A 26,656-nucleotide genomic window follows, 5' to 3' on the forward strand; every position below is an offset into this window, starting at 1 on the left:
TGGTAGGAGACTCGCGGGGGCGCCTTTGACGCGGCGTCAGTGCTGCGCCGGTGGCTCGGGGTCGGTATGCCGTCGCGCCCGTCGGTCGGCGAGGTTCTCGCGGGCTCGCTCGGTGGCCCCGGCGAGGTCGTCCTTGGCCTGGCCCAGGCCCTCCTTGGCCCGTTCGCCCGCCTGCCCCAGGCCGTCCTTGGCCTTCTCCGCAGCCTGCTCGATCCCGGAGCGGGCCTGCTCGACCCCGGCCCGTGCCCGGGCGGCGATACGCTCCTTCACCGTCGCGGCGTACTCGTCGACGTACTGCTGCCCGGAGAGCCGCTGCAGCTCGGCCATCACCTCGTCGGTGATCTGGCGCAGCACCACGTGGTCCTCGCTGCGACCCGCGTGCTCCGGGAAGTGCATCGGCCGACCGATCCGGACCCCGACCTGCACGACGTTCGGGATCTTCTGCCCGGTGGGCTGGGCCTTGTCGGTGTCGATCATCGCGCACGGGATGATCGGCACGTCGGCCTCCAGCGCCAGCCGGGCCATCCCGGTCTTGCCGCGGTAGAGCTGGCCGTCCGGGCTACGCGTCCCCTCGGGGTAGATCCCGAAGAGCTCACCGCGGCGCAGCACCTGCAGCCCCTGCTCCAGGGCCGCCATCGACGCCGAGCCGCCGGACCGGTCGATCGGGATCTGACCGGTCGAGGTGAAGAAGAGCTTGGTGAGCCAGCCCTTCACCCCGGTGCCGGTGAAGTACTCCATCTTGGCGGGGAAGGTGATCCGTCGATCCACCATCAGGGGCAGGAAGATCGAGTCCGAGAAGGACAGGTGGTTGCTCGCCAGGATCGCCGGGCCCTCGGAGGGGATGTGGTGCTTGCCCTCGATCCACGGGCGGAACACCGCCCGGATCGGCGGCCCCACGAAGAGGTGCTTGAGGATCCAGTAGATCAACGCAGGTCCTCCTGGGTCGCGTCGTCGCTGCAGCACTGCGGGCGGTGTGCGCGCTGACTCTACCCCTGCCGACCCGGGACGACCACGTCGGCGGCGTGATCCCCGTGCGAGACTGGCACGGTGAGATTTTCCAGCCCGGAGGACGGCCCGGGCGACCCGGACGTCGACCGGGCCTTCCGCGACATCGTCGCGGGGCTGCGCGACGAGGGCGCCGGGTCGCCGGTGGGCGACGTCAACCCGCCGTGGCCGCAGGAGGCGCCGCGGTCCCACCTCGGCGACCGCACCCCGGAGGGCATGGCGACCGACCACCGGTCCTACGAGCCCCCGGAGGAGGACGACCACTTCGTGCCTCCGCCACCGCCCCCTCTGCCGGCCGGGGACCTGCACTTCTGGGGCATCGTGGTCGGGCTGGTGGTCGGGCCGCTCCTCGTGGTCTTCTCCGCCATCGTGCCGCTGCTGGACCGGTGGTTCTCGGCGCTCGGGCTGCTGCTGGCGATCGCGGGCTTCGTGCTCCTGGTGCTGCGCCAGCCGCGCCGTCGCACGCCCTTCGACGGGGACGACGGCGCCCGGGTCTGAGCGCGCCGGCTCCCCACGGCGGGCCCGCCGGACGGGTGGGCCTCAGACCTCCAGGTCGACCCAGACCGGCAGGTGGTCGCTGGCCCTGGCCACCGGCATACCGTCCAGCAGGGCCGGGTCGCCCGGTGTCGCGGCGGTGTGTCCGCGCGCGAAGATCGCGTCGATGTAGCGGTGCGGCCGGTGCGCGGGGAAGGTCGGCCGGTCCGCCGAGACCTCCACCAGCGCCTCGCCGATCGCGCCCCACGCCGCACCGTCGCGCCCTTCGTTCAGGTCACCCCCCACGACCAGCGGCACGTCCTCGCCGAAGCGCGGGTCGGCGGCCAGCTCGGTGAGGACGGTGCGCGCGTGCTCCACGCGCTGCTCGGCCCGCAGCGAGAGGTGGATCGAGACCACGTCGGCCCGCTGGCCCTCCGGAAGCCGCACCTGGGTGACCGTGTAGCTGCGGGGGTTCTCCCGCAGGCCGACCGCGAGCCGTCGGTCCTGCGAGTCGGCCGCGGTGACCCGCAGCGCCGTCATCAGACCCGTCCCGCTCACCATGCGCGTCCGGCCGGACCAGAGCAGGTCGCAGGAGCGCGCGAAGGCGCTGATGGCGTACTCCGAGGTCGGGTAGCGCGGCACCTCCTGCAGCAGCAGCACGTCCGGGGCGATCGCGCGGACGACCTCGGCGGCGGCACCGGCGTCGTCCTTGAGTCCGCGCAGGTTGTAGGTCGCGACGCGCAGGGAGGGCATGGGGTCATCCTCCCCGATTGCCCCGACCCGCGAGGTATGCGGGTGGCCGGCTCAGCGGCACAGGTCGCCCGCAGGCCCGTCGCCGCGGGCGAGCTCGGCCCGCGCGAGGTCCGCCGCACCGACGAGCCCGGCCGACGCGCCGAGGGCGGCGGGGAGCAGCTGCGGCACCGGACGGTGGCCTCGACCCACGAGGTGGCGGGCCAGGGTCTCCCGGGCGGGGTGGAGCAGCAGGTCGCCGGCGAGGCTGGCGCCTCCCCCGATGACGACGGTGCCGGGGTCCAGCGCGCCGACGACGCCGGCCAGGCCGATCCCGAGCCAGTGCCCGACGTCGGCGAGGATCTCCCGGGCGGCCGGGTCGCCCTGCCGGGCGGCGAGGCTCACGTGCTCGCCCCGCAGCGCCGACGGGTCCCCGTCGCAGCTGCGCAGCAGACCGGCCGCGTGCTCGCCGCCGACACGGACCACCTCCCGTGCCTGCCGGGCCAGCACCCCCGCCGAGGCGTACTGCTCCCAGCAGCCCCGGTTGCCGCACTCGCACCGCCGTCCGTCCGGCACCAGCTGCTGGTGCCCGAACTCACCGGCCAGTCCATGCCGCCCACGCTGCACCTGCCCGTCGGTCACGATGGCCCCGCCGATCCCGGTCCCGAGGGTCAGCACCACCAGGTGGCTCTCCCCCCGGCCCGCGCCGAAGCGGTACTCCGCCCAGGCGGCCGCGTGCGCGTCGTTGTCCACGAGGACCGATCGGTCCAGCCGCCCGGTCAGCCGCTGCTGCAGCGGCTCGTCGCGCCAGGACAGGTGCGGGGCGAAGACGACGGTCCCCCGCCGGGCGTCCACGAAGCCTGCGGCGCCCACCCCCACCGCGACCACCTCCCGGTCCTGGCTCTGCGCCAGCGCCACCAGCTCCTCCACCAGGTCGGCCAGGACCCGCTCCACCTCGGCCGCGGGGGTGGAGCGGGGCGGGGTGCTCCGGGCGCGGGTGTCCCGGACCGTGCCGTCGCGGTCGACCAGCCCACCCTTGAGACGGGTCCCGCCGATGTCCACACCGACGGCCCACCCGTCGACGGCAGGAGCGGTCACACGCGTCGGGAGGCCAGGTCGGCGGCGCCGATCATGCCGGCGTCGTTGCCGAGCTGCGCCAGCACCACCGGAGTCACCTCCCGGTGCCCTCGCCCGGTGAGGTTGCGGGCGAAGGCGGCGCGCGCCGGGACCAGCACCAGGTCGCCCGCCGCGGAGACGCCCCCACCGATGACCATCAGCCCCGGGTCCAGGATCGCCGCCAGGCTGGCCAGGCCCTCCCCCGCCCAGCGCCCGATGTCCTCGAGCAGCTCGCGCGCCGCGGGGTCGCCGGCCTGCGCGACCTCGGTCACCATGACCCCGGTGACCGCCCTCGGGTCCCCGCCGGAGGCGTCCGCGAGCGCCCCGGCGTGCGGGCTGCCGCCGGCCACCAGGTCCTGCGCCTCGCGCACCAGCGCGCTGCCCGAGGCATACACCTCCCAGCAGCCCTTGTTGCCGCAACCGCATCGGTGGCCGTCCGGGACCACCCGCATGTGGCCGACCTCGGCGCCCATCCCGTGGCTGCCGCGCACCAGCTCCCCGTCGACCACGATCCCGCCCCCGACGCCGGTCCCGAGCGTGATGAGGACCATCTCCTCGACGTCGCGTGCCGCCCCGAACCGGAACTCGCCCCAGGCCGCGGCGTTGGCGTCGTTCTCGAGCACCACCGGCAGCCCGGTGACCTCCTCCAGCCGCGCCCGCAGCGGCTCGTCCCGCCACGCGAGGTTGGGGGCGAAGACCACGACGTCCCCGGCGCGGTCGATGAAGCCGGCGCAGGCGACCCCGACAGCCTCCACCGGGCGCTCGGGACCGAGCCGGTCCTGCAGCTCCCGCACCACGTCCCCGACGGCCTGGACGATGTCGTCCGGTGCCTGCGCCGGCGTCTCCCGCAGCGCCTGCTCGACGATGACGCCCCCGGTCACGGCGCTGGCCGCGATCTTGGTCCCACCGATGTCCACGCCGACGCAGATGCTCACCCGTTCACCCTAGTGCCTCCCGGGTAAGGTGATCGGGCCACCGCAGCCCACTGACCTCGACGAACTGGAGATCCTGCGTGCCCGAGGTGTCCGTCCCCGCCCTCGTCCCCCACGCCGACCAGGGCACCGTGGCCGACTACCCGCGGCGCTGGGCGCGGACGCAGCCGGACCGGGTCATGGTGTCGGTCCGGCGGGACGGCGGGTGGCGCGACGTCACCGCCGCCGAGCTGCACCGGCGGGTCGACGCGTTGGCCAAGGGCTTCATGGCAGCCGGGGTGGAGCAGGGAGACCGGGTGGGGCTGATGAGCCGGACGCGGCTGGAGTGGACCCTGGTCGACCTGGCGCTCTGGACCGCGGGGGCGGTGCCCGTGCCGATCTACGAGACCAGCTCGGTGGACCAGGTGCGCTGGATCTGCGCGGACTCGGGGATGGTGGCGGCGGTCGTGGAGGACGCGGCCATGATGGCCACCGTCTCGCAGGCGCGTGAGGGGCTGCACGAGCTGCGCGAGGTCTGGCAGATCGAGACCGGGTCGCTGGACGAGCTGGCCTCCGCGGGCGCGGACGTCTCGGACGAGGAGCTGGAGCGGCGTCGCAGCGGGGTGGGCCGGCAGGACCTGGCGACGATCATCTACACCTCCGGGACGACGGGTCGGCCGAAGGGCTGCGAGCTCACCCACGACAACTTCGTGTCGCTGGTCGAGAACGCCTCGGAGCGCCTGACCGAGATCGTGGACGCGCCCGGCTCGGCCACCCTCGTCTTCCTGCCCCTGGCGCACGTCTTCGCCCGGTTCATCCAGGTGGTATGCCTGCGCTCGGGGGTGCGGATGGGGCACACCCCGGACCCGTCGACCCTGCTGGACGACCTCGCGACCTTCCGGCCCACCTTCCTGCTCTCCGTCCCGAGGGTCTTCGAGAAGATCTACAACGCTGCGGAGCAGCGCGCCGAGCGCGGTGGCCGCGGTCGGGGCCGGCTGTTCCGCTGGGCCGCCGGTGTCGCCGAGGACTACAGCCGCGCGCTGGAGCGCGGCTCGGTCGGGCTGGCGCTGCGGGCCCGGCACGCGGTCGCCGACCGGGCCGTCTTGGCGCGGCTGCGCGCGGCCCTGGGCGGCCGGGTGACCTACGCGATCTCCGGCGGCGCCGCGCTCGGCGAGCACCTGGCGCACTTCTTCCGTGGCGCCGGCCTGGTGGTGCTCGAGGGCTACGGCCTCACCGAGACGACGGCCCCGGTGACCGTGAACACCCCCGACATGATCCGCATCGGCACGGTGGGGCGACCGCTGCCCGGTGCCGGGGTGCGGGTCGACGAGGGCGGGGAGGTCCTGGTCCGTGGCGCGGGCGTCTTCCGGGGCTACCGGGGAGACACCGGCACCGACGAGCTGCTCCTGCCCGACGGATGGTTCCGCACCGGCGACCTCGGCGAGCTGGACGACGAGGGGTTCCTGCGCATCACCGGACGGCGCAAGGAGATCATCGTCACCGCCGGGGGCAAGAACGTCTCGCCGGGCCCGTTGGAGGACCGTGTGCGGGCGCACCCGCTCGTCTCGCAGTGCCTCGTCGTCGGCGAGGGACGCCCCTTCGTGGCCGCGGTCATCACCCTGGACGAGCAGATGCTGCCGGGGTGGCTGGACCGGAAGGGCCTGTCCGGCACCGCGCCCGAGGAGGCGCCACGGCACCCGCAGGTCCGGGAGGAGCTGCAGCGCGCCGTCGACCAGGCCAACGCCACCGTCAGCCGTGCGGAGTCGATCCGTTCCTTCGTCGTGCTCGACGAGGACCTGACCGTGGCGGCTGGCCACCTGACCCCGTCGCTGAAGCTGCGACGCGCGGCGGTGACGGAGATGCTGTCGGCGCAGATCGACGCGATCTACGCCGCCCGCTGACTCAGCCCGTCGCGCGGCGCGGACGCTGCACGACGGCCCGGGCGGCGTCCGCGTCCTCCGGTGCCACCAGCCCCGCACGGACGAAGGCACTGACCGCGGCGAGCTCGTCGCTGTCCAGCGCGGCCGTCACGTCCTCCTCCGGACCGACCGGCCGGTGCTCCGCCTCCGGCTCGCTGCGCGTGCCCGGCTCGGCCGGTGCTGACCGCACCGGGTCCTGCAGCCAGATCCGGCCGAGGACCGGCACGAAGCAGTCACCGCAGTGCCGTCCTCGGACCGGACAGGTCTCGCAGTCGATGAGCGCGGTGGTCGCGCCGTTCGGGCTGGGTGGTGTGGTCGGCGTCGGGTTCATCGGCTCCACCTCCTTCGTGGCCACGACGCTAGAGGCGTGCACCGACAGACCCCCTCACGCGGACGGATCTGAGGCTCCCCGGTTCCGCCTGCCGCGGTCTGTCGGTGGCCCCACCTAGCGTCGGGGCATGCAGATGGTGCACGAGAGGTCCGGCGGGTCGTCGACCTTCACCCAGGAGACCTTCGACGACCTCGGCACACCGCTGGCCGACGTCACCTTCGTGGTCGTCGACCTGGAGACCACCGGCGGAGCACCCGCAGGCTCGGAGATCACCGAGGTGGGTGCGGTGAAGGTGCGCGGGGGGCAGGTCCTGGGCGAGTTCCAGACGCTGCTGCGTCCCAGCACGCCCATCCCCGCCTTCATCACGGTGCTGACCGGCATCACCAACGCCATGGTGGTCGAGGCGCCGAGGATCACGACCGTGCTGCCGCAGTTCCTGGAGTTCGCCCGCGGCAGCGTCCTGGTCGCCCACAACGCCGGCTTCGACGTCTCCTTCCTCAAGGCCGCCGCCCAGGAGACCGGTCACCCGTGGCCGTCCTTCGCGGTGCTGGACACGGTGCGGCTGGCGCGGCAGCTTGTGCACAAGGACGAGGCGCCCAACCACAAGCTCGCCAGCCTGGCCCGGCTCTTCGGCGCGAGCACCACCCCGGACCACCGTGCCCTGCACGACGCGCGCGCCACCGTCGACGTGCTGCACGGCCTCATCGAGCGGGTGGGCAACCTCGGCGTCCACACCCTGGAGGAGCTGCAGTCCTACAGCTCGCGGGTGAGCTCGGCCCAGCGACGCAAGCGGTTCCTCGCCGAGGCGATGCCCTCCAAGCCGGGGGTGTACGTCTTCCGCGACGGGGGCGGCGCCCCGCTCTACGTCGGCACCGCCACCGACCTGCGTCGCCGCACCCTCACCTACTTCACCGCCTCCGAGACCCGGCGACGGATGGCGGAGATGGTGGGCCTCGCCGAGTCGTTGACCCCCATCGTCTGCGAGACCGCGTTGGAGGCCTCGGTCCGAGAGCTGCGCCTCATCGCCGAGCACAAGCCCCGCTACAACCGCCGCTCCCGCCACCCGGAGAAGGCGGTCTGGGTGCGCCTCACCGACGAGGCCTTCCCGCGCCTGTCGGTGGTGCGCTCGCTGAAGGATCGTGACGTCGGTGCACAGTATGCCGGCCCCTTCGGCTCCCGGCGCAGCGCCGAGGCGGCGATCACCGCGCTGCACGAGGTGGTCCCGCTGCGCCAGTGCACCCGTCGGCTCTCGGCCCGCAGCCCGGGCAGCGACGCCTGTGTGCTGCTGGAGATCGGCAGGTGCGGAGGTCCGTGCATCGGTGTCCAGTCACCGGCCGACTACGCCGAGGTGACCAGGCGGGCCGGGCAGGTGCTCACCGGTCGCACCACGGACGCCGTCGGTGCCCTGCGCGACCGGCTGGACGAGCTGGCCGCCCAGGAGCGGTTCGAGGAGGCGCGCACGCTGCGGGACCGGATGATGGCGTTGGTGCGGGCGACGGCGCGCAGCCAGCGGCTCCGGCCCCTGACCGAGACGCCCCAGCTCATCGCCGCGCGGCGCGGCGAGAACGGCGGGTGGGAGCTGGTCTGCGTGCGGCACGGCCGCCTGGCGGGCGCCACGGTCAGCCCGCGGGGGGCCGATCCCCTGCCCTACGTCGCGGCCCTGCGAGAGACGGCCGACGTGGTCCGTCCCGGGGCGGGCCACGGCGGACCCCACGGGTCGGATGGCGGGCCGCTGGCCGCGCTGCCGGAGGAGACCGAGCTCGTGCTGCGCTGGCTGGAGTCCCCCGGCGTCCGCCTGGTCGACCTGGACGGTGAGTGGACCTGCCCGGTGGGTGGCGCCGGGGCGAGCCGGGCCGAGCTGGAGACCCGGGCCTCCTCCTGGGCCGACGACGCCCCGCCCGGAGGCGCGCCCGCCATGCCCCGCCCGCTGGACCGGCCGGTCGGGGCGCTGCCCGCCTGAGCGGGCGGGTGGGTCAGCGGTCCAGCCCCAGCGAGAAGCCCGCCTCGAGGTCGGACGAGCTGTAGGTCCGGAACGAGATGTGCGTCGTCGTCTCGAGCACGCCCTGCACCTTGTTCAGCCGGTCGGCGATGACGTCGGCGAACTCCTCGTGCTGGTTCACCCGGGCGATCGCGATCAGGTCCGGGTCGCCGGTGACGGAGTAGACCTCCCGGATGCCCTCGATCTCGGCGATCTCCTGGGCGACCTCGGGGATGCGTCCGACCTCGGCCTTGATCACGACGATGGCAGAAATCACGGGCACCACCCTACCGGTGCCGGTCATCCCCATCCCAGGTCGTGCAGACGTTCCTCGTCGATCCCGAAGTGGTGGGCGATCTCGTGGACGACCGTGACCGCGATCTCGTCCAGCAGGTCCTCCCGGTCCTCGCACATCCGCAGCAGCGGACCGCGGTAGATGAAGATCCGGTCGGGCAGCTGCGTGCCCCAGTCGCGCTCGGTGAGCGGGACGCCGTCATAGAGCCCCAGCAGTTCCGGATCGTCCGCGGGTGGCTCGTCCTCGACCAGGAAGACGACGTTGTCGAGCCGGTCCATCAGTGGCCCCGGCACCAGGTCCAGGGAGTCGCCCACCGCCTCCTCGAACTCGGCGGCCGACATGGACAGCGCCCCGCCGTCCTCCTCGGGGGCGGGGCGCTGCTCGGTCGGGTCGGCGTCAGTGATGGCGGGGCGGCGCGTGCACGGCCGAACCGTGCGGGTCGCTGAAGTCGTCGTCACCGATGCTGTCGTTGACCGGCACCCCGAGCTGCGGTGAGGACGCCTCCTCCAACGCGTCGTGCTCGCCGTGGTGGTGCGCTGCCGCCAGCTCGGCGGGCGTGACCGCCGACACTGTGTCCGTGTAGAAGAAGGAGGACAGCCGGTCGCGCAGCCCGGACAGGGGGCTGCGACGTCGCGCCACCCCGCGCCGGTCGACCTCCGGCCCCTGGGTCAGCCCGGTGGGGGTGGGCGTCTCGTAGTCGACCAGCGCCCAGCGCTCGTACTCGTCCAGCGGCTCGTGCGACTCGAAGAAGCGGCCCTCCGGGGTGCGGACGATGCGCCCGGTCTCGTTGCCGTGCAGGACCCGCTCCCGGTCGTGCCGCTGCAGCGAGAGGCAGACGCGCTTGGCCATGAAGAACACCAGCACCGGCAGCACGAAGAACAGGGTGCGGAAGAGGATGGTGAGGTCGTTGATCGACAGCCCGAGCTTGATGGCCAGGATGTCGTTGACGCAGGCGAGCGCGAGCACGAGGTACATCGAGATCGCCGCCAGGCCGATCGCGGTCCGCGTCGGGGCGTTGCGGGGACGCTGCAGGATGTGGTGCTCCCGCTTGTCCCCGGTGATCCACGCCTCGATGAACGGGTAGGCGCCCAGCACCATCCACACCAGGGGTAGCAGGACCAGCGACCCGAGGAAGATGTTGAAGCTCCACACCGTGTCGAAGAGCGTGAACTCCAGCCACCCGGGCAGCAGTCGGAGCGCTCCGTCGGAGAACCACATGTAGAAGTCCGGTTGGCTGCCGGCCGTCACCTGGGTCGGGTCGTAGGGTCCGTAGACCCACACCCCGTTGATCTGCACCAGGGCCGACACCAGTGCGGTGATGCCGAAGACGACGAAGAAGAACCCGCCCGCCTTCGCCGCGTAGACCGGCATGATCGGGAAGCCCACGACGTTGTCGTTCGTGCGACCCGGGCCGGGGTACTGCGTGTGCTTGTGGATGACCACCAGGGCGAGGTGCAGCACGAACAGCCCGACGATGATCGCCGGCAGCAGCAGCACGTGCGCGATGTAGAGACGCGGGATGATCGACTCGCCGGGGAATTCTCCGCCGAAGACGAAGAAGGTCATCCAGGTGCCGATCACCGGGGCCGACATCATGAAGCCGTTCATCGCCCGGATGCCGGTGCCCGACAGCAGGTCGTCGGGGAGCGAGTAGCCGGCGAAGCCCTCGATGGCGGCCAGGAGGGACAGGACGACGCCGATCACCCAGTTGATCTCGCGCGGCTTGCGGAAGGCCCCGGTGAAGAAGACCCGGGCCGCGTGCAGGGCGATGCCGACGATGAAGAACAGCGCCGACCAGTGGTGCAGCTGCCGGATGAGCAGGCCGCCCTTGACCTCGAAGCTGATGTCCAGGGTGGAGGCATAGGCCTCGGACATCCCCACGCCCTTGAGCGGGACGTAGGCCCCGTCGTAGGTGACGTGGCCCATGCTCGGGACGAACCAGAGGGTGAGGAACGTCCCGGTGATCAGCGCGATGATCATCGAGTACATCGCGATCTCGCCCAGCAGGAAGCTCCAGTGGTCGGGGAAGACCTTCTTCAGCGCGAAGCGCAGACCCTTGGCCGCGCCGACCCGCTCGTCGGCCCAGACGAGGGCGCCGGGGAACTTGGCGTCAGGACTGGACTGGTCGGTCTGGCTGACCGGGCGCTCCGGCCCGGTGTCATCGGACCGCAGGTGGTCCGCACCCTGGGGTACGTGCGTCGTCATGACTGATCATCTCCCAACAGCCCGGGGCGGTTCCGCTCCCAGAAGCTCGGTCCGACCGGCTCGCGGAACCCGCCCGCGGCCACGATGTAGCCCTCGGCGTCGACGGTGATCGGCAGCTGCGGCAGCGCGCGCTTGGCCGGGCCGAAGATCACCTTGCAGTCGTCGGTCATGTCGAAGGTGGACTGGTGGCACGGACAGAGCAGGTGGTGCGTCTGCTGCTCGTAGAGGGCCACCGGGCAGCCGACGTGGGTGCAGACCTTGGAGTAGGCCACGATGCCCTCGTAGCCCCACTCCCGCTGCTTCTGGCTCCGGATCGTGGCCGGGTCGAGCTTGACCAGGATGATCTGGTCCTTCGCCTTGGAGATCATCGCCTCCTCGGCACCGTGCTCCTCGATGGCCTCGTGCCCGACCCACCCGTCGGGCATGACGTGGAAGACCGACCCCTGGGTGACGTCCGCGGCACGGATGGCCGCCCCCGAGGGGTCGATCCGCAGCAGCGTCCCCTCCTCCCAGTGGGTGGTGTAGAGCTCCTGCCGTGGCCGCGGCCCCAGGCCGGCCACCACCGGGAGGACGAGCGGGAGGGCGAACAGGCCCAGCGCGCCACCGGCGGAGCCGAGCAGGGCGGCGCGGCGGTTGAGCTGCGAGCTGCGCCACCCGTGCGAGAGCGTCTGACCGACGGCCTGCCGGTCGTCCTCACCCGAGGACTGAGGGTGCCTCTCCTCGACGACCTCCTCGTCCGGCATGAGCGTCTTGGCCCAGTGGATGGCGCCCAGCCCGATGCACAGCAGGGACAGCCCCATGGTGACGCCGAGAGCGACGTGGAAGAGGTTGACCTCCCCGATGCCCAGCAGGTAGCCCTTGAGGTCGCGGTCGATCGCGTAGTAGGCGACGACGAACCCGATCGACGCCAGCGCCGAGATCGTGAACAGGGCGACGACCTGGAACTCCGCGCGCCGGGCGGCGCGCGGGTCCTCGTCGGCCCGCCGCGGCACGTGCGGGGGCATGCCCGGGTTCTCGAAGCGCTCAGTCACAGCGGGCGTCGCATCCCCCCGAGTGGCGGGGGCGTTCGAGTCGTCGTGGTGCGGTGTCGTCATCTCAGGCCGCCTTCCGTCCGAGCCACACGGCAGCAGCGATGAACGCCAGGACCCCGAGGGTCCAGGCGAACAACGCGTCCCCGGCCGGGCCGAAGCTGCCCAGCGTGTGCCCGCCGTGGTCGTTCCCGCCCTCCTCGATGCTCTTGAGGAAGGCGATCACGTCGCGCTTCTCCTCCGGGGTGATGTTCTGGTCGTTGAAGACCGGCATCGACTGGGGGCCGGTCAGCATGGCCTCGTAGATGTGCTGCTCGTCGACCCCCATCAGGGTGGGGGCGTACTTGCCCCGCGTCAGGGCGCCACCCGTCCCCGACGAGTTGTGGCACATGGCGCAGTTGGTGCGGTAGACGGCACCACCGTTGTCGACGTCACCCTCGGCGTAGTCCAGCCACTGCTCCTCGGGCACGTCCGGCCCCGGTGCCAGGGAGTCCACGTAGGCGGCGAGCGCCTCGATCTGCTCCTCCGAGAACTTCACCTGCGAGATGTTCCGCTCGGCCTGCACCCCCGGCGCCGGCAGCGGCATCCGCCCGGTGGCCACCTGGAAGTCGACCGAGGCGGCCCCGACCCCGTGCAGCGACGGGCCGTCGTTGCCGTTGCCCTCGCCGTTCGCGCCGTGGCAGGTGGCGCAGTTGCCGAGGAAGAGCTCCCGGCCCTCCGCGATCTCGTCCGCCGACGCGGACGCGCTGGAGGTCCCCGGCGACGCGGTCGGCTGCAGCGCGGCGTAGGCGGTGCCGGTGAAGGCCAGCCCCAGCAGGATCAGCACCAGCAGCGCCAGGGGGCTGCGGCGGCGGGCGGCGAGGAAACTCACGCGGCGGTCCTTCCGGGGTGCGGGGGCGGGATCGGGGTGGGTCGGCACGGGGGTCACCCGACCAGGTAGATCACGGCGAACAGCGCGATCCAGACGACGTCGACGAAGTGCCAGTAGTACGAGGTCACGACCGCACCCGTGGCCTGGGCATGGGTGTAGCGCTTCGCGGTGAAGCTCCGGCCGATGATGAGCAGGAAGGCGAGCAGACCGCCGGTCACGTGCAGGCCGTGGAAGCCGGTGGTGATGTAGAAGACCGAGCCGTAGGAGTCCGCTGTCGGGGTCAGCCCTTCACTGGTGAGGGTGGCGTACTCCCAGACCTGGCCGGCGATGAAGGTGGCGCCGAAGAGATAGGTGAGGACGTACCACTCGCGCATGCCCCAGCTCTTGACGTTGAGCAGGCTTCCGGTGCGGTGCGGGATGCCACGCTCGGCCTGCCACACGCCGAGCTGGCACCACACCGAGGAGATGACCAGGATCATCGTGTTGATCGAGGCGAAGGTGATGTCGAGGTATTCCGTGCGATCGGCCCACATGTCGGGCGAGACCGAGCGGATGGTGAAGTACATCGCGAACAGCCCGGCGAAGAACATGATCTCGCTCCCCAGCCAGACCATGGTGCCCACGGCGACCATGTTGGGCCGCGTGGCCGGTCCGTGCGCCGTCGCATGGAACCGGTCAGCATCGCTCAGGGTTGCTGAAGGAGTCGTCGCCACATCCTCATCTTAGGCGAACTTGGGGTGCGGTCGCGCGCCCACCCCGCCGACCCGTCCGGCATGCTTTCTCCGACCGCCACCGCGTCGGTAGGATCGGGCGCATGAGTTCTGCTGCGGCCCCCTCGACCCCCACGGGCGCCACCACCTCCGTCTCGATCCTGCTCTACAGCAACGACCGCAGCGTGCGGGACGCGGTCCGGGTCGGCGTCGGCGAGCGACCGGCGGACGACGTCGTCGTCGAGCGCTGGATGGAGTGCGCCACGCCGGAGGTCACGCTGCTGGAGGCGGCCAGCGGCGACTACGACCTGCTCGTCCTGGACGGCGAGTCCCAGCCCTACGGCGGGATGGGGGTCTGCCGTCAGCTCAAGAACGAGCTCTTCGACTGCCCCCCGGTCCTGGTGCTCACCGGGCGTCCGGGCGACGGATGGCTGGCCGCCTGGTCCCAGGCCGACGCGGTGCTGGCCCGGCCGCTCGACGAGGCGCGCCTGACCGCCGCGATCGCGGATCTGGCCCGCCGGTGACCGACGTCGCCGCGCAGGCGGGCGCGGCGCCGGTGAGTTGGCCCGATGTCCTCACCGCCCTGACCCGGGGGGACGACCTGTCGTCGGAGGTCGCGGCCTGGGCGATGGACCAGGTCATGTCCGGGGCGGCCAGCGACGCCCAGCTCGGCGGGTTCCTCATGGCGCTGCGGGGCAAGGGGGAGACCGCGCAGGAGATGGCCGGCCTGGCCGCGATGATGCTGCAGCACGCGCACCGCTTCCACGTGGACGGCCCGACCGCCGACATCGTCGGGACCGGTGGGGACCGGGCGATGACCGTCAACATCTCCACCATGTCGGCCGTCGTCATGGCGGCGGCCGGCGCCACCGTGGTCAAGCACGGCAACCGGGCCGCCTCCAGCCGCTCGGGGTCCGCCGACATGCTGGAGGCCCTCGGCGTGCGCCTGGACCTCAGCCCCGAGCGGGTCCAGGAGGTGGTCGAGGAGACCGGCATCACCTTCTGCTTCGCCCTGACCTTCCACCCCGCCATGCGGCACGCCGGCGCGGTCCGGCGTGAGCTCGGCATCGGCACGGCCTTCAACTTCCTCGGCCCGCTCACCAACCCGGCCCAGCCGAGGTATGCCGCGGTCGGCTGCGCGGACGCCCGGATGGCCCCGTTGATGGCCGAGGTCTTCGCCCGCCGCGGGACGCAGGCGGTGGTCTTCCGGGGCGACGACGGTCTGGACGAGGTCACCACGGCGACGACCAGCAGCCTGTGGTGGGCCGACGAGCACGGAGCCGTGCACCGGTGGTCGCTGGCACCGCAGGACCTGGGGCTGGAGCCGCACCCGCTCGAGGCGCTCCGCGGAGGCGACGCGGGGCACAACGCCGATGTCGCCCGCCGCCTCTTCGCCGGTGAGCGGGGCCCGGTCCGCGACGCCGTGCTCATGAATGCCGGCACCGCCCTGGCGCTCGTCGCCGCCGGCGAGTCCGGCGCCCACCCCCGGTCCGAGGGCCAGCTGCGCGAGGCCGTGCTCGACGGCATGGCTCGCGCCGCGGACGCGCTCGACGACGGCGGGGCGGCGCGGGTCGTCGAGCACTGGGTCAGCGCCAGCAGCTGAGACCCGCACGGTAGCGTCGCCACCATGCGCGCGATCATCGTGGAACAGACCGGCGGGCCGGAGGCCCTCACCCTCGTGGAGCGCCCCACGCCCGAGCCCGGACCGGGGCAGGCCCTCGTCGACGTCTCCGCAGGCGGCGTCAACTTCATCGACATCTACCAGCGCAGCGGCGCCTACCCGCTGCCCACACCCTTCGTGCTGGGCAGCGAGGGGGCGGGCGTCGTCCGCGCCCTGGGCGAGGACACCTCCGGGGTGTCGGTCGGGGACCGGGTGGCCTGGGCGATGGCCCCTGGCACCGGCTACACCGACCAGGCGGTGGTCGACACGGACCGGCTGGTGCACGTGCCGGCCGAGGTGGAGCTGGAGACCGCCGCCGCCGTGATGCTGCAGGGCCTGACGGCGCACTACCTGGCCCGGACCACCTTCCCCGCCGCACCGGGGCATACCGCCCTGGTCACCGCCGCCGCCGGAGGGGTCGGCCTGCTGCTGACGCAGCTGCTGCACCGCGCAGGGGTGCGCGTCATCGGCACCGTCGGCTCGCCGCAGAAGGCGACCCTTGCCGAGGAGGCCGGTGCCGACGAGGTGGTGCTCTACCGCGACGCGGACCTGGTCGACCGGGTGCGGGAGCTCACCGACGGGGAGGGGGTGCACGTCGTCTACGACGGCGTCGGCAAGGACACCTTCGCGGCTGGCCTGGAGCTGCTCCGGCCACGCGGGATGATGGTGCTCTTCGGTGCGGCCAGCGGCCCGGTGCCTCCCCTCGACCCGCAGCTGCTCAACCAGCAGGGCTCGCTGTTCCTCACCCGCCCGACGCTGGCGCACTACGTGGCGGACCGTGCCGAGCTGACGGCTCGCGCCGACGACGTCCTGCACCTCGTGGCCGCCGGCGACCTCGACGTGCGGATCTCGGGTCGCTACCCGCTCGCACAGGCGCGGCAGGCGCACGAGGACCTCGAGGGTGGCGGCACCACCGGCAAGCTCGTCCTGGTGCCGTGAGGGTGCTGCGTCAGACCGCCTTCTCGCCCCGGAAGAACTCGAAGGTCCACCCGAGGATCGAGATCACGAGGAAGGGCGCGGCGCAGATCAGCAGCCACCATCCCACGGCGAGACCGAGGGCGACGGCGGCGATCGACAGACCCAGCCAGAGCGGCCACCACGAGTAGGGCGCGAAGTGGCCGTAGTCACCAGAGAGGTCGGCGATCTCGCCCTCGAGGTCGTCCTCGGGCCGGCGGTCGGTCTTGCGGCCGGTGATCCAGAGGTAGAACGCGATGAACGCCGAGAAGATCGTCGTCAGCAGCAGGCCGACGATGCCGACCCACTCCCGCGGCTCGGTGAAGTAGGCGTACAGCCCGGTCGCCAGGGCGAAGAACGGGACGAGGTATCCGAAAATCTTGACCTCGGTGCGCATCAGCCGCGCTCCTTCCCGGTGTAGCCGCCGGAGTCGGTCCCGACCCGGCCGTCCGGGTCGGTGTCCGGACCTCCGAGCAGCTTCTCGGCGACGCCCTTGTCCGGCTCGGGCGACTCCAGCGTGCCGATCTCCGGGTGGTACAGGTCGAAGGCGGCCCGCTCGGAGCGGATCCGCGGCAGCGAGTCGAAGTTGTGCCGCGGCGGCGGGCAGGAGGTCGCCCACTCCAGTGACATCCCCCAGCCCCACGGGTCGTTGCTCGTGACCTTGGGCGTGCGGAAGCTCTTCCAGACGGCGTAGAAGAACGGCAGCATCGAGGCCGCGAGCAGGAAGGAGGAGATGGTGGACAGCTGGTTCATCCAGGTGATGCCGTCCTCGGGGAGGTAGTCGGCGTAGCGCCGCGGCATGACCTTCACGCCCAGCCAGTGCTGGATGAGGAAGGTCCCGTGGAAGCCCACGAACAGCATCCAGAAGTGGACCTTGCCCCACTTCTCGTCGAGCATGTGGCCGGTGAGCTTGGGCCACCAGAAGTAGTAGCCGGCGAACATCGCGAAGACCACGGTCCCGAAGACGACGTAGTGGAAGTGCGCCACCACGAAGTAGGTGTCCGAGACGTGGAAGTCCAGTGCCGGGCTGGCCAGGATGATCCCGGTGAGGCCGCCGAAGAGGAAGGTGACCAGGAAGCCCACGGCCCACAGCATGGGCGTGTCCATCTTGATCGAGCCCTTCCACATGGTCCCGATCCAGTTGAAGAACTTCACCCCGGTCGGCACCGCGATGAGCATGGTCATGATCGCGAAGAACTCGAGCAGCACCGCCCCGGTGGCATACATGTGGTGCGCCCACACCGTGACGGAGAGGGCGGCGATCGCCATGGTCGCCATCACCAGCGTCTTGTAGCCGAACAGCGGCTTGCGGGAGAAGACCGGGATGACCTCGGAGATGATGCCGAAGAACGGCAGCGCGATGATGTAGACCTCGGGGTGGCCGAAGAACCAGAAGAGGTGCTGCCACAGCATCGCCCCACCGTGCTCGGGGTCGTAGATGTGCCAGCCGAAGATGCGGTCGGTCGCCATCCCGAAGAACGCGGCCGCGAGGACGGGGAACGCGACCAGCACGAGGATCGAGGTGACCAGCACCGTCCAGGTGAAGATCGGGACCCGGAACATCGTCATGCCGGGGGCGCGCATGCAGACGATGGTGGTGATGAAGTTGACGGCGCCGAAGATCGTCGCGAAACCGCTGACGGCCAGACCCACGACCCACAGGTCGCCGCCGAGGCCCGGGCTGTGCGTCGGCCCCGCGAGCGGCTGGTAGGCGAACCAGCCGAAGCTCGCGGCGCCGCTCGGCGTGAGGAACCCGCCGACCGCGATGAGGCTGCCGAAGAGGAACATCCAGAACGCCAGCATGTTCAGCCGCGGGAAGGCGACGTCGGGCGACCCGATCTGCAGCGGCACCAGGGCGTTGGCGAAGCCGGCGAAGAGCGGGGTCGCGAACATCAGCAGCATCACCGTGCCGTGCATGGTGAACATCTGGTTGTAGATCTCGGGGTTGTCCACGACCTGCAGGCCGGGGACGAAGAGCTCGGCGCGGATGACCAGGGCCATCAGCCCGCCGAGGATGAACCACCCCATGGTGGCGACGAAGTAGAGGTTGCCGATCACCTTGTGGTCGGTCGTGGTGAGCACCCGCACCGCGTTGCGGACGAAGGAGCTGCGCTCCGGCATGGGCTGCACCGGTGTCCCGGTGGCGGCCGTGCGCTCCGTGGTGATGGCCATCAGTTCTCCACTCCCTCGGGCAGCTTGTCCTGCTGGTCCGGCTGCAGCTCGTAGAGGTCGAGGTCGGGACCCAGCTGGCCGGTGTTGCCCGACTCCTCCAGGTCGGCGATGAAGGTGTCGTACTCCTCCTGGGACACCACCTCGACCTGGAACAGCATCTCGGAGTGGTAGGCGCCGCACAGCTCGGCGCACTTGCCGGCGAAGGTGCCCTCCTCGGTGGTCGTCACCTGGAAGATGTTGACCCGTCCGGGCACCATGTCCATCTTCTGCAGGAAGTTCACCACCCAGAACGAGTGGATGACGTCGCGCGAGGTCAGCACGAACTCGACGCGGCTGTCCACCGGCAGCACCAGCGTCGGCAACGTGTCGGGGACCCCCTCCTGCCCGTCGTTGAGGTCCCCCGCCTGCTCGCCGGAGACGAAGACCTGCTCCTCGACGTAGTTGAAGTCCCAGCTCCACTTCTTGCCGACCACGTTCACGACGACGTCCGGCTCGGGCTCGGTGTCGAGCATGGCGTTCTGCAGGTTCACCGTCTGCCCGAACATCGCGGCGACCATGAAGATCGGCACGACGGTGTAGAGGATCTCGAAGGGCACGTGGTAGCGGAACTGCACCGGCACCTCGTCCTCGCTGCGGCGCCGGTAGGCGAAGACCGCCCAGAGGATGAGGAACCACACGACGACACCGACGGCCAGCGCGGCGATCCAGGTGGCGTTCCAGAAGCCGACGACGTCGGCGCCCACCTCGGTGGCCGGCTCGGGCAGGTAGCCCCGGGTCAACGACTCGCCGCAGCCGGACAGGGCCACGACGCCCGCCCCGGCGGCGACCGCCGCCCCGATCCTGCGGGGCAGGGGCAGGGTCTGGGCCCCCCTCTCCTCACGCCGTTGCACAGATCCACCTCTTGCTGCTGGGACGGACGGGCATCACGGTGAACACTCTACCCTCATCGTCCCCCGCGGGCCGCTGCCCCGGGGGGTATGCCGCGCCACCGGCGGGGTGGCTCCTCACCGCACGTTTCGCGGACCAGACCCAGGTAGGTCTCGCGGTCGAGAGCCTGCACGCCGAGCGAGGCCAGGTGGGGCGTCTGCCACTGCGCGTCCAGGACCCAGGGTCGACCGTCCTCGGAGAGCAGGTCCACCAGCCCGGACAGCGCGGCCTTGGACGCGCCCGGCACGCGGTGGAACATCGACTCACCGGCGAAGAGGCGACCCAGCGCCAGGCCGTACACCCCGCCGACCAGCTCCTCGTCGCTCCAGACCTCCACCGAGTGGGCCCACCCCAGGTCGTGCAGCCGCCGGTAGGCCAGGGCGATCTCGGAGGTGATCCAGCCGCCCTCCCGGTCGGGGTCCGCGCACCCGGCGACCACCGCGTCGAAGGCACGATCCACGGTGAGGCTCCAGTGCCGCATCGCGCGACGCGCCGAGCGGCTGAGGCGGAACTGACCGGGCAGCAGCACGCCCCGTGGATCCGGCGACCACCAGCCGATCGGCTCCGAGCCGCCCTCCCCCAGCCCCATGGGGAAGATCCCGGCGCGGTAGGCCGCGAGGATGGTGCCGGGCTCGAGGTCGGCACCGATGCCGATGAGGTCCTCACCCGGCTCCGCCCCCGCCGTCGTGAGCTCCCAGACGGTCGGGGGCGGTTCTACGGGTCCGGGCGCGCGCGCCTCCTGCTCCGCGAGGACGGGCTCGCCGCCCTGGCGGTCTCGCGGGATCAGCTGAAGCTGTCCCCGCACGCGCAGGAACTGCCCGCGTTGGGGTTGTCGATGGTGAAGCCCTGCTTCTCGATCGTGTCGGCGAAGTCGATGGAGGCCCCGTCGAGGTAGGGGGCGCTCATCCGGTCCACGACGACCTCGACCCCGTCGAACTCCGCGACCAGGTCGCCGTCGAGGGTGCGCTCGTCGAAGTACAGCTGGTAGATCAGCCCGGAGCAACCGCCGGGCTGGACCCCGATGCGCAGCCGCAGGTCGTCGCGGCCCTCCTGCTCGAGCAGGCTCTTCACCTTGCCGGCGGCGAGGTCGGTCAGGGTGACGCCGTGCGCCTGGGTCGTCTGGGTCTCGGTCATGCGCCGCAGGTCCTCTCCTGAAGGGAAGTCGTGCACGGGGAACGTCGGCCGGGGCCGGTCCTGTTCCCGTCCTCACCAGGGTACGTCACGACCGGGTGCCCGGCGTCCAGGTGCGGGCGACCCGGGCGGCCAGCGCGCCGAGGTCCTCCTCCCCCCGCGCGGCGTAGGACCCGCTGACGCCGAGCGACATCCCCTCCCGCCGCCCGACGGCCACCTCGCGGGCGAGCACCAGCGTCGGGGCGGCGACCTCGGCCGCCGCCCGCGCGGTGTCGGCGACCACGCCGTCGTGCACCGTGGTGTAGTCGTAGACGTCGGTGACCAGCACCACCAGGGCACCCACGAGCCGCGGCCGCACCCCGAACTCGTCCAGCAGCAGCCGGGCACCGGTGTCGGTCCGCGCACCCAGCAGCTGCAGCGCGTAGCCGACGCCCCCGCCCGTCCCGGAGCCGGGCGAGCGCTCGGGTCGTCGCGGCAGCCCGGTGAGCAGGTCCCGCGGCGGCGGGAGGACGGCGTTGACGCGGTCGCTCAGCCCGCCCAGCTCGGTCTCGAGGCGTTGCGTGACCTCAGGGGCCACGCCGTGCTCACCCAGGGAGGCGCTGGCCCCGTGGAAGCCCAGCAGGGAGGCCTCCGTGGTGGTCGCGAGCACCAGCTCGACGTCGGTCCAGTCCCGCCGCACCTCGGCGAGACGGCTCAGGTCGGCTCCGGCGCCCAGCGCGGCCAGGAGGCCCACGCCGCCGTCGTGGCTCGCGGCCGGGCCGACCCCGACGACGATCCGCTGCGCGCCGAGCTCGGTCGCGCGCAGCAGCAGCTCCCCCACCCCCGCGCTGCTCAGCCCGGCCGGGTCGGCCAGCCTCGCCTCGTCCACGAGGTGGCGACCTGCCACCTGCGCCGCGTCGAGGTATGCCGTCGTCCCCCGGTCCGCGCGCACGAGCGTGATCGCCGCAGGGACCTCGGGCCCGCTCGGTCCCGGCACGAGGACCGGGTGCGTGGTGGCCGGCGCGCCGGTCGCCGTGGCCCGCTCCGCGACGACGGCCGCGAACCCGGGCCCGCCGTCGTGCGACAGGTGCGGCTCCACCGCCACGTGCGGTGCGGTGGTCGACCAGCCCCGCGCGACCTGGTCCTGGGTCCCCGCCGGCAGCCGGTCCCCGGACCGGTCGGCGACGACGACGACGCGTGCGGCGGAGGGCATACCGTCGCTCAGGCGTAGACCATCTGCATGGCCTCGCGCACCTCGTCCAGCGTGGCGCGCGCCACCTCGTCCGCGTGCGCGTTGCCGGCGGCCAGCACCCGCCGCAGCTCGCCCGGGTCGGCCTCCAGCTCGGCGCGCCGGGCGCGCAGCGGGGCCAGGTGCTCGTTGACCGCCTCGGTGACCAGCGACTTCAGCGCGCCGGAGCCGGCGGAGCCGATCTCCTCGGCCACCTCCTCGGGCCGGCGCCCGGTGGTGAGCGAGGCGAGCAGCAGCAGGTTCGACACCTCGGGCCGCTGCTGCGGGTCGTAGGTGATCTGCCGGTCGGCGTCGGTGACCGCCCTCTTGATCGCCCTGGCCGTGTCGTCGGCGCTCATCCGCAGCTCGATGACGTTGCCCCGGGACTTGCTCATCTTCTGCCCGTCGGTGCCCAGCAGGTTGGGGACCTCGGAGAGCAGGGCGTCCGGCGCCGGGAAGACCGGGGCGCTCCCGTCCCCCGCCCGGCCGTAGCGCTCGTCGAACCGCCTCGCCACGACCCGCGTCTGCTCCAGGTGCGGCAGCTGGTCCTTGCCCACCGGGACGACGTTGGCCTTGCAGAAGAGGATGTCGGCAGCCTGGTGGACGGGGTAGGTGAGCATCAGCCCGGTCATCGGGCGGCCGCCGGTGGCGTCCTGCTCGGCCTTCACCGTGGGGTTGCGCCGCAGCTCGGCATCCGTGACCAGGGACAGGAAGGGCAGCATCAGCTGGTTCAGCGCCGGCACCTGCGAGTGGGCGAAGATGGTGGTGCGGGACGGGTCGATCCCCACGGCGAGGTAGTCGGTGAGCAGCGACTGCACGCGTTCGCCCAGCGACCCGACGCCGTCCCGGTCGGTGATGACCTGGTAGTCCGCGATGAGGACCCAGGTGTCGACGCCCTTGTCCTGGAGCGCGACCCGGTTGCGCAGGCTCCCGAAGTAGTGACCGAGGTGCAGGTGCCCGGTCGGGCGGTCGCCGGTGAGCATGCGGTAGCGGCCGGGGTGCACGTCGAGGTCGGCCGCGATCTGCTCGCTCCGGGCGACGCTGCGCCCCAGCGACGCCTCGGACGTGGAGTCGGCGAGCGCGTCCGCCCCCTCGCCGGCGGGCGGCTGGTTCTGGTGCGGGGTTGAGGTCACGAGGCCCGATGGTATCCAGCGGGCCGCTCCGGTCCGGCGCCGGGATGCCGCCCGCTAGCGCTGCAGCGCCTCGCGCCCGTGCGGCGTCGTCCACCCGCTGGTGTCCGGTCCGGCAGGGATGACCCCGGTCGGGTTGATGTCGCGGTGGGTCGCGTAGTAGTGCGCCTTGACCTGGTCCAGGTCCGTGGTGGCACCGAAGTCCCACGTCTGCCACAGGTCCCGGGCGTAGGCCCAGAGCACCGGCAGCTCGGTCAGCTTGTGCCGGTTGCACTTGAAGTGGCCGTGGTAGGCCGCGTCGAAGCGCACCAGCGTCGGCCACAGCCGGACGTCGGCCAGGGTCAGCTGGTCCCCGACGAGGTAGCGCCGACCCTCCAGCCGGTCAGACAGCCAGTCCAGCCGGGCGAAGAGCTGCTCGTAGGCCTCCTCGTAGGCCTCCTGGCTCCCGGCGAAACCGCAGCGGTAGACCCCGTTGTTGACGTCCCGGTAGACGAGGTCGGACACCTCCTCGATCTCGTCCCGCAGGTGCTCCGGCCACAGGTCGGGAGCGTCGGGGCGGTGGTGCTCGCCCCACTCGGTCACGAGGTCCTTCACCATCTGGTGGAAGTCGTTGGTCACGACCCGACCGGTGGTCGTGTCGACGAAGGCGGGGACGGTGACCCCGGACTCGGGGTACCCCTCGGGGCGCGCGTCGTAGGCGTCCTTGAGCCTGGGTATGCCCAGCACCGGGTCGACCTCGCCCGGGTCCAGGTCGAAGGTCCACGAGTCGGCGTCGTGCACCGGGCCGGCCACGCCCATACCGATCACGTCCTGCAGCCCGAGGAGCTGCCGGGTCAGGATCATCCGGTGCGCCCAGGGGCACGCCCGGGACACGATCAGCCGGTAGCGGCCCGGCTCCACGGGGAAGCCGTCGCGGCCGTCCTGCGTGATTCGCTCCGGGATGTAGCGGGTCTTGCGCTCGAAGCTTCCGCCGGTGTTGACGTAGCTGCCGCTGGAGGTGCCGTCGGATGTAGTTGAAGTTTCACCCATCATGGCTCCCATCATGCCCGGTGCGGGCCAGTCGTTCCAGCAGAAGGGCCTCGGCCAGGCAGACCCGCTCGAACTCCCCCAGGTGCAGGCTCTCGTTGGCGGCGTGCGCGCGGGTGTCCGGGTCCTCGACACCGGTCACCAGGATCGCCGCGTCCGGGAAGCGCTCGGCGAAGGCCGCGACGAAGGGAATGGATCCCCCGACACCGATGTCCACGGCGTCCACCCCGCCCCAGGCGTCCCGGAAGGCCGAGCGTGCGGCGTCGTAGACCGGACCACGCGCGTCCGCCGCGAAGCCGGCCCCGTCGTCGACCACCTCGACGTCCACCGCGCAGCCCCACGGCGCGTGCTGCTCCAGGTGGCTGCGCAGGGCCTGCGCCGCCACGGCGGGGTCCTCCTCGGGGTGCAGCCGCATGGACAGCTTGGCCCGCCCGACCGGGGTGAGCAGGTTGGCGGCCGTGTCCACCGAGGGGGCGTCGATCCCGATGACGGTCATCGACGGGCGGGTCCACAGGCGGGAGAGCAACGACCCGGTGCCGATCGGCCGGACCCCGTCCGGCAGTCCCGCGTCGGCCCGCAGGTCCTCCTCGGTGAAGTCCAGGTCCGCCGCCTCCGAGGTGCGCAGCCCGGGCACCGCCACGTCGCCGGCGTCGTCGTGCAGCGTGGCCAGCAACCGGCACAGCGCGGTCAACCCGTCCGGGACCGCGCCGCCGTAGAGGCCGCTGTGCAGCCCGTGCTCCAGCACCCGCACCTCGACGACCACCCGCACCATGCCGCGCAGGGTCGTCGTCAGCGCGGGGACCCCGATCTTCCAGTTGTGCGAGTCGGCCAGCACGATCGCGTCGCAGCGCAGCGACTCACCGTGCTCATCCAGGATCGCCGGCAACGAGTCGGACCCCACCTCCTCCTCGCCCTCGACGAAGACGGTGACCCCGACCGGGGGAGCTCCACCGTGCGCCCGCAGCGCCGCGACGTGCGCCATGATCCCGGCCTTGTCGTCCGCGACGCCCCGCGCATACAGCCGGTCGCCCACCTGGGTCGGCTCGAACACGGGGGTGTCCCAGTCCTGGTCGTCACCGGGGGGCTGCACGTCGTGGTGCGCGTAGAGGAGGACCGTGGGGGCACCCTCCGGCCCGGGACGGTGCCCGATCACCGCGGGGCGGCCACCCTCACGCACGACCCGCACCTGCAGGCCCTCGGCGCGCAGCAGCTCGGCGGTCGCCTGCGCGCTGTCCTCGACGTGCTGCTGGTCGAAGGAGTCCAGGGAGACCGACGGGATCCGGGTGAGGGCCTCCAGGTCGGACCGCACCCCCGGCATCAGCTGCCGCACCCGGGCGGCGAGGTCGGTGGTGCGAACGGCGTCGGCGTCGGTGTCGTGCGGCATGGACCAGAGGGTAGTCACCGGCCGGGCAACGCCTACACTGCCTAGGGTGATGTTCGGGAAGAGGTCGAGCGAGCTGACCGAGACCAACCTCGAGGCGGTCCAGCAGCCGGTCGACCCTGCCCGGACCGTCGGCAAGGGCCGACCCACCCCGAAGCGTCGGGACGCCGAGCGCGCCAACCGGCGGCCCCTGGTCGTCGACAAGAAGACGATGTCGGCGGAGCAGAAGGCCAAGGCACGCAGCGAGCGGGCGCGGATGCGCGAGGCGATGCTCCGGGGCGACGAGAAATACCTCCCGGCGCGCGACAAGGGCCCCGAACGCCGCTACCTGCGCGACGCCGTCGACGTCCGGTGGAACGTCGGCGAGGTGCTGCTGCCCGCCATGATCCTCGTCCTCGCCGTGTCGCTGCTGCCCTTCGCCTGGACCCGCGGCGGCACCTTCCTCCTCGCCTACGTCCTCATGCTCGGGGGCGTCCTCGACTGCTGGTTGCTGTGGCGGCGGACCAAGAAGCGCTTCACCGAGGCCTTCGGGCACGAGCCCGGTCGAGGGTCCGCCTGGTATGTCGTCCTGCGCGCCTTCCAGATGCGCGGCAGCCGGATCCCCCGTCCGGCCGTGTCCCGCGGGGACACGCTGCAGCGACGCTGAGCGGCGCGCCCCGGCGGCCGACCCCGCGCTCGGCAGGCCACCAGGTCCGTCGTTGCCCTCTGGTCGAGGACAGGCAGGCGCGCAGTCCCTGCTGTCGGCACTCGGCCAGCACCAGGACGCCCTCGCCGACGGCGCCTCGGGCGGGATCCTCGGCGACGTCCTGGGCAGCATCCTCGGCGGGCGTCGCTGACCGGTGGGCCGGGGGCCGGGCACGCGCGAGCGTTTGTATGCTGACCGCGTCAGTCCCCTTGCCCTCACGAGCCCGAGGAGTGCCGGCCCGCGATGACGTCCACCTTGGTCCTGGGAAGCGCCGGAAGCGGTAGCACCCGGCACGCCGAGTCCCTCCTGCGCCGGCACCCGAAGGTGACCTGCCTGACGCCCAGGACCCGCCCGCTGCCTCCCGGCATCGCCGAGTTCCGCCAGCGGGTCGGCAGCGAGCCGGGCGAGCGCCCGTCGGGGTGGAGCGAGCACCCCACCGGGAACCTCAGCATGTCGCTGCTGGCCGCCCGGCACCCCGTGCTCCTGGACAGCGTGGCCGACTGGTTGTGGTCCGTGGTCGACGACCACGAGCTGTGGGACGACCCACGGGCGGCGACCCTGCTGCTCGAGCCGATGCTCGACGAGGCCGTCGTCGCGCTGCGCGCACTGCCCTACGACGTGGTGCTGGTCAGCGAGGAGGCACCGGTCGCGGGCGTGGCCGACGACCCCGCGGACCTGCTGCTGGCCACGCTGCTGGGCCACGCCAACAGGCGGCTGTCGGCGGCCTGCGACCAGGTCCACCTGGTGCTCGGGGGTCGGGTGCTCGACCTGTCCGGGTCCAGCCCCGTCGGGGCCGGCTGAGCAGGTGCCG

At 72.3% G+C, this 26,656-nt stretch carries 29 protein-coding genes; 9 read left to right on the forward strand and 20 right to left on the reverse strand.

Annotation, left to right across the window (positions count from 1 at the left end; translation table 11 throughout):
- Positions 1–36 precede the first annotated feature (36 nt).
- Positions 37–927, reverse strand: coding sequence for a 1-acyl-sn-glycerol-3-phosphate acyltransferase (locus FXF60_RS04635; RefSeq protein WP_151524098.1), 891 nt, complete (start codon positions 925–927; stop codon positions 37–39).
- A gap of 120 nt (positions 928–1,047) precedes the next feature.
- Between FXF60_RS04635 and FXF60_RS04640 the strand changes: the two genes are divergently transcribed.
- Positions 1,048–1,503 carry a hypothetical protein gene (locus FXF60_RS04640; protein ID WP_151524099.1) on the forward strand — a complete coding sequence of 152 codons (456 nt, stop codon included), beginning with the start codon at positions 1,048–1,050 and terminating at the stop codon, positions 1,501–1,503.
- Between the two features lie 42 nt (positions 1,504–1,545).
- Here FXF60_RS04640 and FXF60_RS04645 read toward each other — a convergent pair whose 3' ends face one another.
- Genes FXF60_RS04645 through FXF60_RS04655 form a run of 3 tightly spaced genes read right to left on the reverse strand, consistent with a single transcriptional unit; the run spans position 1,546 to position 4,259 of the window.
- Positions 1,546–2,232 (reverse strand): endonuclease/exonuclease/phosphatase family protein, encoded by a 687-nt coding sequence (locus FXF60_RS04645; RefSeq protein WP_151524100.1) that lies wholly within the window; start codon positions 2,230–2,232, stop codon positions 1,546–1,548.
- Positions 2,233–2,283: 51 nt separating this feature from the next.
- Entirely contained in the window at positions 2,284–3,306 is a 1,023-nt protein-coding gene (locus FXF60_RS04650) for an ROK family glucokinase (protein WP_151524101.1), read from the reverse strand.
- Positions 3,303–4,259: an ROK family glucokinase gene (locus FXF60_RS04655; protein WP_151524102.1), complete on the reverse strand. Its 957-nt coding sequence runs from the start codon at positions 4,257–4,259 to the stop codon at positions 3,303–3,305. The genes FXF60_RS04650 and FXF60_RS04655 overlap by 4 nt, the downstream gene beginning before the upstream one ends.
- A gap of 77 nt (positions 4,260–4,336) precedes the next feature.
- Here FXF60_RS04655 and FXF60_RS04660 point away from each other — a divergent pair, with 77 nt between their 5' ends.
- Positions 4,337–6,136 (forward strand): AMP-dependent synthetase/ligase, encoded by a 1,800-nt coding sequence (locus tag FXF60_RS04660; protein WP_151524103.1) that lies wholly within the window; start codon positions 4,337–4,339, stop codon positions 6,134–6,136.
- Between the two features lies 1 nt (position 6,137).
- Here the strand turns inward: FXF60_RS04660 and FXF60_RS04665 are convergent, their stop codons facing one another.
- Positions 6,138–6,485 carry a hypothetical protein gene (locus FXF60_RS04665; protein ID WP_151524104.1) on the reverse strand — a complete coding sequence of 116 codons (348 nt, stop codon included), beginning with the start codon at positions 6,483–6,485 and terminating at the stop codon, positions 6,138–6,140.
- Positions 6,486–6,612: 127 nt separating this feature from the next.
- Here FXF60_RS04665 and FXF60_RS04670 point away from each other — a divergent pair, with 127 nt between their 5' ends.
- Positions 6,613–8,445: a DEDD exonuclease domain-containing protein gene (locus FXF60_RS04670; RefSeq protein WP_238335706.1), complete on the forward strand. Its 1,833-nt coding sequence runs from the start codon at positions 6,613–6,615 to the stop codon at positions 8,443–8,445.
- A 13-nt stretch (positions 8,446–8,458) separates the two neighbouring features.
- On the opposite strand, the gene FXF60_RS04675 is transcribed toward FXF60_RS04670, so the two are convergent.
- The 6 genes from FXF60_RS04675 to ctaE form a co-directional block, all read right to left on the reverse strand.
- On the reverse strand, positions 8,459–8,740 hold the full coding sequence (locus FXF60_RS04675) for an Lrp/AsnC family transcriptional regulator (protein ID WP_151524105.1): 282 nt from the start codon (positions 8,738–8,740) through the stop codon (positions 8,459–8,461).
- A 23-nt stretch (positions 8,741–8,763) separates the two neighbouring features.
- Positions 8,764–9,099, reverse strand: coding sequence for a metallopeptidase family protein (locus FXF60_RS04680; protein WP_151524363.1), 336 nt, complete (start codon positions 9,097–9,099; stop codon positions 8,764–8,766).
- Between the two features lie 55 nt (positions 9,100–9,154).
- The gene (gene qcrB / locus FXF60_RS04685; protein ID WP_151524106.1) at positions 9,155–10,963 is read right to left on the reverse strand and encodes a cytochrome bc1 complex cytochrome b subunit; all 1,809 of its coding nucleotides are present in this window, start codon (positions 10,961–10,963) and stop codon (positions 9,155–9,157) included.
- Positions 10,960–11,994 carry a cytochrome bc1 complex Rieske iron-sulfur subunit gene (gene qcrA / locus FXF60_RS04690; protein ID WP_367889956.1) on the reverse strand — a complete coding sequence of 345 codons (1,035 nt, stop codon included), beginning with the start codon at positions 11,992–11,994 and terminating at the stop codon, positions 10,960–10,962. The genes qcrB and qcrA overlap by 4 nt, the downstream gene beginning before the upstream one ends.
- Positions 11,995–12,058: 64 nt before the next feature.
- Positions 12,059–12,862 (reverse strand): cytochrome bc1 complex diheme cytochrome c subunit, encoded by an 804-nt coding sequence (gene qcrC, locus FXF60_RS04695; protein ID WP_151524108.1) that lies wholly within the window; start codon positions 12,860–12,862, stop codon positions 12,059–12,061.
- 53 nt (positions 12,863–12,915) lie between these two features.
- Positions 12,916–13,551, reverse strand: coding sequence for an aa3-type cytochrome oxidase subunit III (ctaE, locus tag FXF60_RS04700; RefSeq protein WP_437440848.1), 636 nt, complete (start codon positions 13,549–13,551; stop codon positions 12,916–12,918).
- A gap of 125 nt (positions 13,552–13,676) precedes the next feature.
- On the opposite strand from ctaE, the gene FXF60_RS04705 reads away from it, so the two are divergent.
- The 3 genes from FXF60_RS04705 to FXF60_RS04715 are packed head-to-tail and all read left to right on the forward strand — an operon-like array spanning position 13,677 to position 16,171.
- Positions 13,677–14,096, forward strand: a complete 420-nt coding sequence (locus FXF60_RS04705; protein WP_151524110.1) for a response regulator transcription factor — start codon at positions 13,677–13,679, stop codon at positions 14,094–14,096.
- On the forward strand, positions 14,093–15,175 hold the full coding sequence (gene trpD, locus FXF60_RS04710) for an anthranilate phosphoribosyltransferase (RefSeq protein ID WP_238335707.1): 1,083 nt from the start codon (positions 14,093–14,095) through the stop codon (positions 15,173–15,175). The genes FXF60_RS04705 and trpD overlap by 4 nt, the downstream gene beginning before the upstream one ends.
- Positions 15,176–15,199: 24 nt before the next feature.
- Complete coding sequence (locus FXF60_RS04715; protein ID WP_151524112.1) at positions 15,200–16,171, forward strand: quinone oxidoreductase family protein; 972 nt, start codon at positions 15,200–15,202, stop codon at positions 16,169–16,171.
- A 10-nt stretch (positions 16,172–16,181) separates the two neighbouring features.
- On the opposite strand, the gene FXF60_RS04720 is transcribed toward FXF60_RS04715, so the two are convergent.
- From FXF60_RS04720 to FXF60_RS04760, 9 genes are all read right to left on the reverse strand, one after another.
- On the reverse strand, positions 16,182–16,583 hold the full coding sequence (locus FXF60_RS04720) for a cytochrome c oxidase subunit 4 (RefSeq protein ID WP_151524113.1): 402 nt from the start codon (positions 16,581–16,583) through the stop codon (positions 16,182–16,184).
- Entirely contained in the window at positions 16,583–18,358 is a 1,776-nt protein-coding gene (ctaD, locus tag FXF60_RS04725; RefSeq protein ID WP_151524114.1) for an aa3-type cytochrome oxidase subunit I, read from the reverse strand. The genes FXF60_RS04720 and ctaD overlap by 1 nt, the downstream gene beginning before the upstream one ends.
- Positions 18,358–19,248 (reverse strand): aa3-type cytochrome oxidase subunit II, encoded by an 891-nt coding sequence (ctaC, locus tag FXF60_RS04730; protein WP_151524115.1) that lies wholly within the window; start codon positions 19,246–19,248, stop codon positions 18,358–18,360. Before ctaC ends, ctaD begins: the two co-directional genes overlap by 1 nt.
- A 53-nt stretch (positions 19,249–19,301) precedes the next feature.
- Positions 19,302–20,090 carry a leucyl/phenylalanyl-tRNA--protein transferase gene (gene aat / locus FXF60_RS04735; RefSeq protein WP_238335708.1) on the reverse strand — a complete coding sequence of 263 codons (789 nt, stop codon included), beginning with the start codon at positions 20,088–20,090 and terminating at the stop codon, positions 19,302–19,304.
- Positions 20,069–20,419, reverse strand: a complete 351-nt coding sequence (erpA, locus tag FXF60_RS04740; RefSeq protein WP_151524116.1) for an iron-sulfur cluster insertion protein ErpA — start codon at positions 20,417–20,419, stop codon at positions 20,069–20,071. The genes aat and erpA overlap by 22 nt, the downstream gene beginning before the upstream one ends.
- Positions 20,420–20,504: 85 nt before the next feature.
- Entirely contained in the window at positions 20,505–21,608 is a 1,104-nt protein-coding gene (locus tag FXF60_RS04745) for a glycerate kinase (RefSeq protein ID WP_151524117.1), read from the reverse strand.
- Positions 21,609–21,616: 8 nt separating this feature from the next.
- Positions 21,617–22,756 (reverse strand): tryptophan--tRNA ligase, encoded by a 1,140-nt coding sequence (gene trpS / locus FXF60_RS04750; protein WP_151524118.1) that lies wholly within the window; start codon positions 22,754–22,756, stop codon positions 21,617–21,619.
- A 54-nt stretch (positions 22,757–22,810) separates the two neighbouring features.
- The gene (locus tag FXF60_RS04755) at positions 22,811–23,785 is read right to left on the reverse strand and encodes a glutathione S-transferase family protein (RefSeq protein ID WP_202879562.1); all 975 of its coding nucleotides are present in this window, start codon (positions 23,783–23,785) and stop codon (positions 22,811–22,813) included.
- A complete protein-coding gene (locus FXF60_RS04760; RefSeq protein WP_151524119.1) occupies positions 23,775–25,163 on the reverse strand; it encodes a dipeptidase in 1,389 nt (462 codons plus the stop codon). Before FXF60_RS04760 ends, FXF60_RS04755 begins: the two co-directional genes overlap by 11 nt.
- A gap of 49 nt (positions 25,164–25,212) precedes the next feature.
- Between FXF60_RS04760 and FXF60_RS04765 the strand changes: the two genes are divergently transcribed.
- From FXF60_RS04765 to FXF60_RS04770, 3 genes are all read left to right on the forward strand, one after another.
- Complete coding sequence (locus FXF60_RS04765) at positions 25,213–25,806, forward strand: DUF3043 domain-containing protein (RefSeq protein WP_238335729.1); 594 nt, start codon at positions 25,213–25,215, stop codon at positions 25,804–25,806.
- Between the two features lie 52 nt (positions 25,807–25,858).
- Complete coding sequence (locus tag FXF60_RS16450) at positions 25,859–25,996, forward strand: hypothetical protein (RefSeq protein WP_192796595.1); 138 nt, start codon at positions 25,859–25,861, stop codon at positions 25,994–25,996.
- 92 nt (positions 25,997–26,088) lie between these two features.
- Complete coding sequence (locus FXF60_RS04770) at positions 26,089–26,646, forward strand: bifunctional adenosylcobinamide kinase/adenosylcobinamide-phosphate guanylyltransferase (RefSeq protein ID WP_151524121.1); 558 nt, start codon at positions 26,089–26,091, stop codon at positions 26,644–26,646.
- The last annotated feature ends 10 nt before the right edge of the window (positions 26,647–26,656 follow it).

Source organism: Serinicoccus kebangsaanensis (assembly GCF_008919445.1).
GTDB classification, from domain to species: domain Bacteria; phylum Actinomycetota; class Actinomycetes; order Actinomycetales; family Dermatophilaceae; genus Ornithinicoccus; species Ornithinicoccus kebangsaanensis.